Below are 12,481 nucleotides of genomic sequence, written 5' to 3'. Positions count from 1 at the left end.
GCCGCTAAATGCGTCGCCATAAGACGCAACAGACGTTGCGCCCGCGCGCCCAACGCGCCGCTCGCCAACACGCGCGGCTGGCGGACGCGAGGGATCGACAGCCACTCCAGCCGCGCCAAATGTCGCCCCAAGACACAGGATAGCCGTCAACTCGACGCTGACGATTGATCAGGTTATGGCTTTTGCAATCAATGCGGCGAAATTGTCGTCTATCCGACGCGCCGTCCGCCGGAACGCGTCGAGCCTCGGCGCGACGAGCGCTTCGAGCCCCTCCGCCTGCTCTCGGCCGAGCGCGCGTTCAAGATGCGCCCGACATTCGGGAAGCCGTCGCCAGTCGGGCACGCTCTGCGCCGTGATCTCGGCGTGGAACTGGAAACCATAGGCGAAGCGGCCACATCGCATCGCCTGGACCGGGCTGGCGGCGTTCGCCGCGAGGACGTGCGTTCCCTGCGGCGCGACGGCGACCTCGGCGCCGTGCCATTCAAGGGTTTCGAATCGGTCCGGCAATTCCGCGAAGAGCGGGTCGGCGCGCCCGTCGGCGGTCAGCTCGATCTCCGCGAGCCCGACTTCGGGCGCGTCCATCGGCGCGGTGCGTCCGCCCAGCGCCTCGGCGAGGAGCTGATGGCCGAGACAGACGCCGAGATAGGGACGCTCGAGATCGCGCACCCAGCGCCGGATCGCGTTCTTCTCGGCCTTGAGCCAAGGGTGGACGTCCTCCTGCCAGACGTCCATGGGGCCGCCCATCGCGACGAGCAGGTCGAAACCGTCGAGGTCGGGGATCGCTTCGCCCGCGGCGAGATCGACTGCGAGCCAGTCGTGGCCTTTCTCGCGCCAGAAGTCGCGGAATACGCCGGGATGCTCCACGGCGAGATGCTGGAAGACGAGAATGCGCATGGGGCACGACGGAGCGCGAAATTTCGGGCAATCTAGCACGGCGCGGCGATCCGCGCCTAGAGCGCGTTCAGCGAATTGGATTTCGCTGAACGCGCTCCAGCTATTTGTTTAAACGCGTTTTCTCAACGCAAAAGTCTGCAACTTTTGCTGAAAACGCTCTAGCGTCCTCCTTCGACATGGCCTGGAACCCGCCGGACGCGTCCGGCGGGAGCCCCGGCGCTCCGCGTCGCCGCGTTCAGTGGGTCAGCGGGGCCTTCTGAACGAAAAGCCGGTCGTCGATCCGCTGAATCTCCACCGCCTCGACCTCATAGCCCCATTCGCGCGGGGTCGACAGGCTGACGCTCTGGCCCGGCGCCAGCACCGCCTCGACTCGAACCGGCGGAGCGCCGCCGCCGTCGCGGGCCAGCGTCGCGACGACGCGGTAACCCGCCTGCTCGACGCTATAATAGGCCGTGCCGGTGACGCCGCCGAGGTCGATCGACTGGCCGTGCAGAGGCTTGACCTCCACCGCCGAGGCGCTGTTCGCAAGCGCGAGAAGAGTCGCGACGGACGCGAGAAGATGACGAATTTTCATGATGTTCTCCTTATGGTGCGGCGCAACCGCCTTGGTCCCGAAAATGCGCTTGACACCCTCATTAGTCAAACCAATCATGATCATAATGACTATTGATCGGGCTCATCTCGCGCAGGTCGACCTCAATCTTCTCGTCGCCCTCAACGCCCTGCTCACCGAGCGCAGCGTCACCCGCGCCGCGGCGCGCGTCGGCCGCACCCAGTCGGCGATGAGCCATAATCTCGCCCGGCTGCGCGACCTGTTCGGCGACGAGCTGCTGACCCGCGGCCCCGACGGCATGCGCCTGACGCCGCGCGCGCTCGCCCTCATTGAGCCCTTGCGCGGCGCTCTGTCGCAGATCGAGGCGATGCTCGCGCGCGACGAGCCCTTCAATCCGGCGACGTCCGAGCGCGTCTTCCGCATCGGCATGCCCGACAGCATCGAGGTGCTGCACGGGCCGGCGCTGCTCGCCCGCCTCAGCGCCGCGGCGCCGCATCTGCGCCTGCGGCTCTATTCGATCGACTCGCTGCAGATCCTCGAGGATCTCGACGCCGACCGGCTCGATCTCGCCATCGGCGTCGGCGGGACGTTCGCGGCGGGCCAGCTGCATCACAAGCGCCGGCTGCTCATCACCGAAACCTATCTGTGCATGTTCAACGCCGCTCTCGTCGGGGTCGAGCCGCCGATCTCGCTTCAGGACTATGTGCGCCTGCCGCATGTGCTGACCAGCCTGCGCAAGGGAGAGCGCGGCGTCGTCGACGACGCGCTCGAGACGCTGGGGCTGGCGCGCGTCGTGGCGCTCACCACCTCGCGCTTTCTCGCCGTGCCGTTCCTCGTCCGGGGCGCGCCGGTCGTCACCACCATGCATTCGCGTCTCGCGCGCTTCTTCGCCGGCGCGCTCGGCCTCTCGCTCAGCCAGCCGCCGCTGCCTCTGCCGGAGGCGCCGATCTCGCTCCTCTGGCACGCGTCCTACGATCGCGATCCGGCCCATGTCTGGCTGCGCGGCCTTCTCGCCGATCTCATCGTCCACGCCGCGCCCGCCGCCGGCGCGGCGCCCGGCTGAGTCCGAAAAATCCGGGACTTCGTGGGCGGATGCTCTAGACTGGAGCGCGGGCTTGGCCGACGAACGAGGCGGCGGACGTGGACGAGCATGAGCTGAGCGCCGGCGGAACGCGCGCGCGGATCAGGGCGCAGGGCGCGGAGCTCGTCTCCTTCGCCGACGCCGCGGGGCTCGAGCATATCTGGGGCGCGGGGCCGGCGTGGCCGCGTCACGCGCCGGCGCTGTTTCCGATCGTCGGGCGGCTCAAGGACGACGCGCTGCTGCACGAGGGCGAGCGCTTTCCCATGACGCAGCACGGCTTCGCGCGCGACAGCCTGTTCGAATGGGTCGAGCGGGCGCCGAACGCGTGTCGCCTCGCGCTCTCCGACTCGGCGACGACGCGGGCGCAATATCCCTTCGCCTTCCGCCTCGAAATTTCCTACCGGCTTTCCGCGCGCACGCTCATCCAGCGCTTCGACGTCCGCAATGTGGGGGAGGCCGTGCTGCCGGCCTCGATCGGCGCTCATCCGGCGTTCAACTGGCCGCTGCGCCCGGAGCTCGCCAAGGAGGATTACGCGCTGTTCTTCGCCAAGGAGGAGACCGCGCCCGTGCGGCGGCTCGAGGGCGGGCTGCTGCTTCGCGAAACCTTTCCGACCCCGGTCGAAGGGCGCGTCCTGCGGCTGCGCGACGAGCTCTTCGCCGACGACGCGCTGATCCTCGACCACGTCGCGAGCCGATCGGTCAAATACGTCGCTCCCGACGGCTCGGGGCTCGACATCGCCTGGGACGGCCTGCCCGAGCTTGGCCTGTGGTCGAAGCCGGGGGCGAATTTCCTGTGCGTCGAGCCATGGGGCGGCTATGCGAGCCCGGTCGACTTCGAGGGGCCGTTCGAGGAAAAGCCGGGCCTCTCCCTGATCCCGCCCGGCGCGACGCGCTCGGCGGTCATCCGCATGCAGATGATCTGAAAGGCGCAAGCCATGGACGAGGCCGCGCGCGAGGCCGTGCTCGAGGCGATCGCCGGACGGCGCAGCGTGCGCGGTTTTACGTCCGAGCCGGCGCCGCGCGAAACCGTCGAGGAAATCCTGCGCGTCGCCGCGCGCGCGCCGAGCGCGACCAATACGCAGCCCTGGCGCGTCCATGTCCTGACGGGCGCGGCGCGCGAGCGTCTCGCCGCGGCGATTCTCAAGGAGCGCGAGGACGGCGCGCCGGAGCCCGAGCCCGAATATGGATATTATCCGAAGGCGTGGCCGGAGCCCTATCTGTCGCGCCGGCGGGCGCTCGGCTGGGAGCTTTATGGAATTCTCGGGATCGCCAGGGGCGACCGCGCCGCCGCGCGGCGCTGGCAGGACGAGAACTTCCGCTTCTTCGGCGCGCCGGTCGGATTCATCTTCACGCTCGACCGCAGGCTCGGCGGCGCCTCGTTCATCGACCTCGCCATGTTCATGCAGAACGTCTGCGTCGCGGCGCGGGCTTTCGGCCTCGACACCTGCCCGCAGGCGGCTTTCGCCCATTATCACGAGGCGGTTCGGCGCGAGCTCGCGCTCGAACCGCCGGAGCTCGTCGTCTGCGGCATGGCGCTCGGCCATGAGGACCCGGGCGCGCCGGTCAACCGCCTGCGGGCGGAGCGGGAGCCGCTCGCAAGCTTCGCCATGTTCCACGATGACGACTGCGGCGCAGCATAATCAATGGCTTCCGCATTCTCGCGCGGACGTCTAAGCTCGCGGCGGAGAACGCCGGCGCGCCATAAGCCGGCTCCGGGAGGAAGACCCATGAAGGACGACGTCCGCGCCGAGCGGTTCTTCGGCGCCTGCCCGCACGACTGTCCCGACACCTGCGCGATGATCTACGAGGCGCGCAACGGCCTGCTCACCGGCGTCTCCGGCGCAAGGGAGCATCCGTTCACGCGCGGCGGGCTGTGCGTGAAGGTCAAGGACTTCGACGCGCATCATTACAATCCCGACCGGCTGCTGCATCCGCTGCGCCGCACCGGCCCCAAGGGATCGCGGCGCTTCGAGCGCATCTCGTGGGACGAGGCGGTCGGCGAGATCGGCGCGCGCTGGCGCGCGATCATCGCCGAGCATGGCGCGCAGGCGATCATGCCCTACAGCTATCTCGGCAACATGGGCCTCGTGCAGGGCATCAACTCGGGCGATCCGTTCTTCAACCGCCTCGGCGCGACGGTCAACGAGAAGACCTTCTGCGCGTCCGGCTCCTCCACCGCGTGGCTGCTCAGCGTCGGCCCGACCGGCGGCGTCGACCCCGAGAGCTTCGTGCATGCGAGATTCATCGTCATCTGGGCGGCGAACTCGATCTCGACCAACCTGCATCACTGGCCGTTCGTGCTGGAGGCGCGAAAGCGCGGCGCGAAGGTCGTCGTCATCGACGCGCACCGCTCGCGCACGGCGAAGGCCGCCGACTGGCATATCGTGCCGCGTCCCGGCACGGACGGCGCGCTGGCCATGGGCTTCGTCAATTCGATCATCGAGCAGGGGCTCGTCGACGAGGACTACGTCTTTCGCCACACCAAGGGCTTCGACGAGCTGAAGGCGCGCGCCGCCGATTTCTCGCCCGAATATGTGGAGGCCGTCACCGGCGTCGCCGCCGAGGACGTGCGCCGCTTCGCGCGCGAGTTCGCGACGATCCAGCCCTCGGTCATCCGCCTCGGCGTCGCGCTGGAGCGCTCGGCCGGCGGCCCGCAGGCGATCCGCGCCGCCTGCGCGCTGCCCTCGCTCGTCGGCTCGTGGCGCCACGTCGGCGGCGGCCTGCTGCAGATGCCGATCTGGGAGTTTCCGGTCGACTGGGCGAAAGCCTCGCGTCCCGACTGGATCAAGCCGGGGACGCGGGTCGTCAACGCCCTGCAGCTCGGCGCCGCGCTGACCGGCGAACTGGCGCTCGATCCGCCGCTGAAGAGCCTGTTCGTCTATTGCGCCAATCCGGTCAGCCAGGCGCCGCAGACCAACAAGATCGTCGAGGGGCTGAAGCGTGAGGACCTGTTCGCCGTCGTCGCCGAGCACTTCCTGACCGACACGGCGAAATACGCCGACATCGTGCTGCCGGCGACCATGGCCGCCGAGCATGAGGACGTGATGTGGTCGTGGGGCCATTTCTACCTGACCTACAACCAGAAGGCGATCGAGCCGCGCGGCGAATGCAAGCCGTCCTCGGAAATGTGGCGGCTGCTGGCGCGCGAGATGGGCTTCGACGATCCGGTCTTCGCTAGGACGGATTCCGAGCTCTGCGCCGAATATGTCGACTGGGCTTCGCCCAAGCTCGGCGGCGCCGATTTCGAGCAGTTGAAGGCGCGCGGCTTCCTGCGCCTCGACGTCGGCGGGCCGGACGATCGCGCGCCGCACGCTCATGGCGGTTTCCCGACGCCGTCGGGCAAGGCCGAGTTCCTGGTCGAGGGCGCGACGAACTTCGTCGCCGGCCCGTTCCGCATGATGTACGAAGGCGGCCAGGCGGGCGAGCCGGTCGATCCGCTGCCGGGCTACGTTCCGCCGCGCGAGTCGCCGCAGTCCGGGCGCGCCGGCCTCTATCCGCTCAACATCGTCTCGCCGAAGAGCCACGGCTTCCTCAACTCCTGCTACGCCAACGAGCGCCACAAGATAAAGGGGCAGGGCGAGCAGTTCGTGCTCATCAATCCCGGCGACGCGCGGGCGCGCGACATCCGCGAGGGCGATCCGGTGCGCGTCTACAACGACCGCGGCGACTTCGAGGGCGTCGCGCGGGTGAGCGAGGATTCGCCAAAAGGGGTGATCGTCGCGACGCTCGGCTACTGGCGCTCGCTCAACCGTTCGGACGGATCGGTCAACTGCATCTCGTCGGACGCCTTCGGCGGGCTCGGCCACGCCCCGACCTTTTCGGACAACCTCGTCGAGGTGCGGCGCGTCAATTAGCCGAGGGCGGGTTCGGCGCGGCGTTGGGGCCGGTCTTCGCGGCCGCGTCCCGCGCGGCCTGCGCATGCGCGCCCTTGCGCGCGGCTTTGGCCGGGCCCTTCTCCTTCTCGTAGGCCTCGCGCGCGGCGCGCAGCGCGAGGCTGCGCGCCTGCGTCAGCTTCAGGGCGCAGAAGCCGTGCGTCTCCTCGCCGACATAGCTGCGGCAGGTCGTCTCGCGCCGCGAGGAGAAGCCCGCCTGCTCGGCGGCGAAGCCCTTGACGGCGGCCTGGTCCTTGCCGGCGGCGGCGACGAGGGCGCGGAAGTCGGAGCGCATCGCCGTCTCCGCCTTGCCGCGGGCGCTCTCGAACTGCTTGATCTGCTTGTCGTCGAAGGAGGAGGGGGCGGGGCCCCAGAGCCCGCTGGGATCGGCCTTGCAGCCGGCCGCCTCGAACACGCAGGCGCCGCCGGCGTGGGAGACGAGGATCGCGCCGTCGAGCAGGTCGAACTCGAAGGGGCAGGCTTCGAGCGCCACGGAGAAGCGCAGCGCGCCGTTCGGCCTGCCGACCGGCGTCGCCGCGATCGGCGCGCCCGAGGCCACGACGTCGATCCGGCAGGCGTCGCCCGGAGCGGCGATCTCCTCGCCTTCGATGGACAGGGCCGAGATCTCGAGCGCCCCCTCGCCGGAGCCGCGGCCGAGCGAAATCGTCCCCTTCTCGCCGTCATGCAGGAAGGTCTTGCCGATCGCCGCCTCGGGCTGCGGCGGCTTCGCCGGCGCGGGCTTCGGCCTTGGCGCTCCTGCTGCGGCCGGCGCGCCGGGCTTGCCGGGCGTCTCGGGCTGCGCCTGCAGCGCGCCGGGCAGCATGAGCTGGGCGCGGACTGGGCCGCCCGCGAGGAAGACGACGCAAGAAAGCCCGAAGGCGCACGCGATCCAACGCAACCTGAAGCCTCCGGGCGGAGCGTCACGGCGCCATGATAGCGGCAAGGCGGCGCGAAGGAAATCGCGCGGGCGCGGGCGCTTCCTTCGCCTTGCGCCGCAAAAGCCTCCTCTTATATACGGGCCATCTTGCGCGGCCGCGCATGGACGCCAATCTGTAGATCGTCGGGGACCGGGCGGGAATCCGTCCGCCCATATGCTGGATCGCTTCGGGGTCCGGTGGTCTTGCGTATGGAAAGGAAGTTTAGCATGGCGAAAGTTATCGGAATCGACCTTGGCACCACCAACAGCTGCGTGGCCGTCATGGAGGGGACGACTCCCAAGGTCATCGAGAACGCCGAGGGCGCGCGCACCACGCCTTCGATCGTGGCCTTCACCGACGACGGCGAGCGCCTCGTCGGCCAGCCGGCCAAGCGGCAGAGCGTCACCAATCCCGAGCGCACGTTCTTCGCGATCAAGCGCCTGATCGGCCGCGCCTTCGACGACCCCATGACCAAGAAGGACATGGGCCTCGTCCCCTACAAGATCGTCCGCGCCGCGAACGGCGACGCCTGGGTCGAGGCCGACGGCAAGCAATATTCGCCCTCGCAGATCTCCGCCTTCATCCTGCAGAAGATGAAGGAGACGGCCGAGTCCTATCTCGGCCAGCCCGTCACCCAGGCGGTCATCACCGTTCCGGCCTATTTCAACGACGCCCAGCGCCAGGCGACGAAGGACGCCGGCAAGATCGCCGGCCTCGACGTGCTGCGCATCATCAACGAGCCGACCGCGGCCGCGCTCGCCTACGGGCTCGACAAGAAGGGCACGGGCACCATCGCGGTCTATGACCTCGGCGGCGGCACCTTCGACGTCTCGATCCTCGAGATCGGCGACGGCGTGTTCGAGGTGAAGTCGACGAACGGCGACACCTTCCTCGGCGGCGAGGACTTCGACGCCCGCCTCGTCGAATATCTCGCCGACGAATTCAAGAAGGAGAACGGCATCGACCTGCGCAAGGACAAGCTCGCCCTGCAGCGCCTGAAGGAGGCGGCCGAGAAGGCCAAGATCGAGCTGTCCTCGGCGACGCAGACCGAGATCAACCTGCCCTACATCACCGCCGACGCGTCGGGGCCGAAGCATCTGACCCTGAAGCTGACGCGGGCGAAGTTCGAGGCGCTCGTCGACGACCTCATCCAGAAGACCGTCGAGCCCTGCCGCAAGGCGCTGAAGGACGCCGGCGTGACCGCGGGCGAGATCAATGAAGTGGTCCTCGTCGGCGGCATGACCCGCATGCCGAAGGTGCAGGAGGTGGTCAAGAGCTTCTTCGGCAAGGAGCCGCACAAGGGCGTCAACCCGGACGAGGTCGTCGCGATCGGCGCGGCGGTGCAGGCCGGCGTGCTGCAGGGCGACGTCAAGGACGTGCTGCTGCTCGACGTCACGCCGCTGTCGCTCGGCATCGAGACGCTGGGCGGCGTGTTCACCCGCCTCATCGACCGCAACACCACGATCCCGACCAAGAAGAGCCAGGTCTTCTCCACCGCCGAGGACAATCAGACGGCGGTGACCATAAGGGTCTTCCAGGGCGAGCGCGAGATGGCGGCCGACAACAAGCTGCTCGGCCAGTTCGACCTCGTCGGCATTCCGGGCGCGCCGCGCGGCGTGCCGCAGATCGAGGTGACCTTCGACATCGACGCCAACGGCATCGTCAACGTCACGGCCAAGGACAAGGCGACCAACAAGGAGCAGCAGATCCGCATCCAGGCCTCGGGCGGCCTCAGCGACGCCGACATCGACAAGATGGTCAAGGACGCTGAGCTGCACGCCGCCGAGGACAAGAAGCGGCGCGAGCTGGTCGACGCCCGCAACCAGGGCGAGGCGCTCGTCCACTCGGCCGAGAAGTCGCTCGCCGAATATGGCGCGAAGGTCTCGGCCGCCGACAAGAGCGCGGTCGAGGCCGCCGTCTCCTCGCTGAAGAGCGCGCTCGAGGGCGAGGACGTCGAGGCGATCAAGGCGCGCTCGAACGAGCTCGCCCAGGCGTCGATGAAGCTCGGCGAGGCGATGTACAAGGCGAGCGCCGAGGGCGGCGAAGGCGCCGGCGGCGGGGCCGCGCCCAACGACGACGTGATCGACGCCGACTTCAAGGAGGTCGGGCCGGACGAGAAGAAGTCGGCCTGACGTGCGAACGGGCGGGGCGAGCCCTTAAGGCGCCGCGTTCCGCTTGCCCAAGCATGCGTTTTGCTTCAATTGCTGACGCGCCGTCTCGCGGCGCGTCAGCCCGGCGCGCGGGACGCCGATAGCGAAGCAGTCCGGGACGTCGGAACACGGGACAGATGGCCAAACGCGATTACTACGAGGTCCTGGGCGTCTCCAGAAGCTGCACGGAAATCGAGCTGAAGACCGCGTTCCGCAAGGCGGCGATGGAGTGCCACCCCGACCGGCATCCGGGCGACGCGACGGCCGAAATCCGCTTCAAGGAAATCAACGAGGCCTACCAGACCCTCTCCGACGGGCAGAAGCGCGCGAGCTACGATCGCTACGGCCACGCCGCCTTCGAGCAGGGCGGATTCGGCGGCGGCGACGGTTTCGCCGCCTCGATGTCCGACATTTTCGACGATCTGTTCGGCGACGTCATGAACCGCCGCGGCGGCCGCAACGGCCCGGCGCGCGGCTCGGATCTGCGCTACAACATGGAGATCACCCTCGAGGAGGCGTTTCAGGGCAAGGTCGCGACCCTGACTCTGCCGGCCTCCGTCGCCTGCGAGGCCTGCTCCGGCTCGGGTGCCAAGGCGGGCTCGAAGCCGCGCGCCTGTCCGACCTGCGGCGGCCAGGGACGCGTGCGCGCGCAGCAGGGCTTCTTCGCCATCGAGCGCACCTGTCCGCACTGCCATGGCCGCGGCGAGATCATCGACAATCCATGCCAGGCCTGCGGCGGCGCCGGCCGCGTCACGCGCGAGCGCAGCCTCTCCGTCAACGTGCCGCCCGGCGTCGAGGACGGCACCCGCATCCGCCTCTCGGGCGAGGGCGAGGCCGGCCAGCGCGGCGGCCCGGCGGGCGACCTCTACATCTTCATCTCGACGCAGCCCCATCCTTTCTTCAAGCGCGACGGCGCGGACCTTTATTGCCGCGTGCCGATCTCGATGGTGCAGGCTGCGCTCGGCGGCGAGGTCGAGGTGCGCACGATCGGCGGCGGCGCGGCCAAGGTGAAGATTCCCGAGGGCGCGCAGAGCGGGCGGCAGTTCAAGCTCAAGGGCCAGGGAATGCCGGTCCTGCGCTCGCGCGACGTCGGCGACCTCTACATCCATGTCGACGTCGAGACGCCGCAGAACCTCACCAAGCGCCAGCGCGAGCTTCTGGCCGAATTCGACTCCGAATCCTCGACCACCACCCATCCCGAAGCGTCCGGCTTCTTCGCCAGGATGAAGGATTTCTTTGAAAATCTGAGCGGTCAGTAGGTGTGACGCGCCGCTTCCCGTCTTTCTTGACGGCTTGCGCGACGCAGGTATGTTCGACATGCGTCCAGCGCCGCGGTTCGGGACGCCGAGGCCAGTGGGAGACAGCTTAGTGCGGGGTCATTTCTCACGCGACGGCGGGCGCGGGGCCGAACGCGCGCCGCTCGAAAAGCGCTTCGCCGACGAGGCGCGCTTCATCCGCTCCTGGTTCGAGAATCCGTTGCGCGCCGGCGCCGTCTCGCCTTCGGGCCGCTGGCTCGCGCGCATGATGGCGCGCTACGTCGAGCCGCGCGGGCGCGGCCCGATCATCGAGCTTGGCCCCGGCACAGGCTCGATCACCGAGGCGTTGCTCGCCCGCGGCGTCGATCCGCGACGGCTCTATCTCGTCGAGTTCGACCGCAATTTTTGCGCCCATCTGCGCCGGCGCTTTCCCGACGTCCATGTCGTCGAGGGCGACGCCTACGCCAGCCGCGCCCTGCTCGAGGAGCGCCTCAAGGAGAAGCCGGCCGCCGTCGTCTCGAGCCTGCCGCTGCTCGTGAAGCCCGAGGCGCAGCGCCTGCGGCTCCTGGCCGACGTCCTCTCCTGGATGCGGCCGGACGGCGTGTTCATCCAGTTCACCTACGGCCCCGCCTCGCCGATCCCGCGCGACGGCGCCTGCGGGACGGCGTTCCGCGCCGAAAGCTCGCCGCCGGTGTGGCTCAACCTGCCGCCTGCGCGCGTCTGGGTGTATCGCCGCGCGTCGGAGGCGGAGAGCCTCGCGTTCGTGCGTCCGCCGCATCCGGCGCAGGAGCTGATCGATCGGCTGCGATCGGGCGCCGAGAAGATCCACGTCGACCTCAGGCGCGAGCTCGAGGGCGCCAAGGCCCGCCTGTCGCAAAAGTCGCGCATCGGCCAGCCCGCCGCCCAGGCGCGCCGGCCCGCGCCGACGGCTGCGCCAAAGCGGGGCAGGGACGGCAAGCCCTCGCCGCGCGCCTGATCCCGTGAGACGCGACGCGCCGGAGCTTATCGTCGCGCTCGACGCGGCGACTCCGAAGGAGGCTTTGCGCCTCGTCGAGGAGATCGGCGACGCGGCCTCGTTCTACAAGATCGGCATGGAGCTCGCTTACGGCGGCGGGCTGCCGCTCGTCGGCGAACTGGCCCGCGCCGGCAAGCATGTCTTCCTCGACCTCAAGCTGCACGACATTCCGAACACCGTCGAGAAAGCGACGGCGAACGTCGCCAGGCTCGGCGCGACCTTCCTCACCGTCCACGCCTATCCGCAGACTATGGCCGCGGCGCGGCGCGGCGCGGCGGGCTCGCCCCTGAAAGTCCTCGGCGTCACGGTGATGACCTCCTTCGACGACGCCGACCTCGCCGAGGCGGGCTATGGGCTCGGCGTCGAGGCGCTCGTCCTGCGCCGCGCCCGTCAGGCGCGCGAGATCGGGATCGACGGCCTCGTGCTGTCCGGCCGGGAGCTCGCCGCCGTGCGCGAAGAAGTCGGCGACGCGCTCGCCCTCGTCACGCCCGGCGTGCGGCCGGCCGGCGCCGAGGTCGGCGACCAGAAGCGCGTCATGACCCCGGGCGACGCGATCCGCGCCGGCGCCGACCATCTCGTCGTCGGGCGCCCGATCATCGCCGCGCCCAGCCCGCGCGAGGCGGCGCGCGCCATCGCCGCCGAGATAAAGGCCGCGCGCTGAGCGGTCCGGCCGCGACGCGCCGCCCTGCGCGCCCCATATCAGGAAAGGCGGCGCCGCGCCGCCCCCCTGAGCTCATGGGTGC

At 69.4% G+C, this 12,481-nt stretch carries 11 protein-coding genes; 8 read left to right on the top strand and 3 right to left on the bottom strand.

Annotated elements, in window-relative coordinates:
• Positions 1–168: 168 nt before the first annotated feature.
• Complete coding sequence (locus ACE3OG_RS15740) at positions 169–894, bottom strand: type 1 glutamine amidotransferase (protein WP_374310352.1); 726 nt, start codon at positions 892–894, stop codon at positions 169–171.
• A gap of 235 nt (positions 895–1,129) precedes the next feature.
• The gene (locus ACE3OG_RS15735; protein WP_374310350.1) at positions 1,130–1,468 is read right to left on the bottom strand and encodes a hypothetical protein; all 339 of its coding nucleotides are present in this window, start codon (positions 1,466–1,468) and stop codon (positions 1,130–1,132) included.
• 85 nt (positions 1,469–1,553) lie between these two features.
• Here ACE3OG_RS15735 and ACE3OG_RS15730 point away from each other — a divergent pair, with 85 nt between their 5' ends.
• The 4 genes from ACE3OG_RS15730 (at position 1,554) to ACE3OG_RS15715 (ending at position 6,382) form a co-directional block, all read left to right on the top strand.
• Positions 1,554–2,510, top strand: a complete 957-nt coding sequence (locus ACE3OG_RS15730; protein WP_374310348.1) for a LysR family transcriptional regulator — start codon at positions 1,554–1,556, stop codon at positions 2,508–2,510.
• 77 nt (positions 2,511–2,587) lie between these two features.
• Entirely contained in the window at positions 2,588–3,451 is an 864-nt protein-coding gene (locus ACE3OG_RS15725) for an aldose 1-epimerase family protein (protein ID WP_374310346.1), read from the top strand.
• 12 nt (positions 3,452–3,463) lie between these two features.
• The gene (locus tag ACE3OG_RS15720) at positions 3,464–4,168 is read left to right on the top strand and encodes a nitroreductase (RefSeq protein WP_374310344.1); all 705 of its coding nucleotides are present in this window, start codon (positions 3,464–3,466) and stop codon (positions 4,166–4,168) included.
• Positions 4,169–4,255: 87 nt separating this feature from the next.
• Positions 4,256–6,382, top strand: coding sequence for a molybdopterin-dependent oxidoreductase (locus ACE3OG_RS15715; protein ID WP_374310342.1), 2,127 nt, complete (start codon positions 4,256–4,258; stop codon positions 6,380–6,382).
• Here the strand turns inward: ACE3OG_RS15715 and ACE3OG_RS15710 are convergent.
• Positions 6,375–7,298 carry a hypothetical protein gene (locus ACE3OG_RS15710; RefSeq protein WP_374310340.1) on the bottom strand — a complete coding sequence of 308 codons (924 nt, stop codon included), beginning with the start codon at positions 7,296–7,298 and terminating at the stop codon, positions 6,375–6,377. The genes ACE3OG_RS15715 and ACE3OG_RS15710 overlap by 8 nt on opposite strands.
• Positions 7,299–7,544: 246 nt before the next feature.
• Here ACE3OG_RS15710 and dnaK point away from each other — a divergent pair, with 246 nt between their 5' ends.
• The 4 genes from dnaK to pyrF all read left to right on the top strand — a co-directional run bounded on the left by dnaK (position 7,545) and on the right by pyrF (position 12,399).
• Positions 7,545–9,449, top strand: coding sequence for a molecular chaperone DnaK (gene dnaK, locus ACE3OG_RS15705; protein WP_374310338.1), 1,905 nt, complete (start codon positions 7,545–7,547; stop codon positions 9,447–9,449).
• 155 nt (positions 9,450–9,604) lie between these two features.
• On the top strand, positions 9,605–10,726 hold the full coding sequence (dnaJ, locus tag ACE3OG_RS15700; protein ID WP_374310336.1) for a molecular chaperone DnaJ: 1,122 nt from the start codon (positions 9,605–9,607) through the stop codon (positions 10,724–10,726).
• 109 nt (positions 10,727–10,835) lie between these two features.
• Positions 10,836–11,699, top strand: coding sequence for a class I SAM-dependent methyltransferase (locus ACE3OG_RS15695; protein ID WP_374310334.1), 864 nt, complete (start codon positions 10,836–10,838; stop codon positions 11,697–11,699).
• 4 nt (positions 11,700–11,703) lie between these two features.
• On the top strand, positions 11,704–12,399 hold the full coding sequence (gene pyrF, locus ACE3OG_RS15690; protein WP_374310332.1) for an orotidine-5'-phosphate decarboxylase: 696 nt from the start codon (positions 11,704–11,706) through the stop codon (positions 12,397–12,399).
• Positions 12,400–12,481 lie beyond the last annotated feature (82 nt).

The sequence above is a fragment of the Methylocella sp. genome, from assembly GCF_041905455.1.
Taxonomy (GTDB): Bacteria; Pseudomonadota; Alphaproteobacteria; order Rhizobiales; family Beijerinckiaceae; genus Methylocapsa.
The sequence above is the reverse complement of the archived record's forward strand: the minus strand, read 5'-3'. Positions and strand labels throughout refer to the sequence as shown.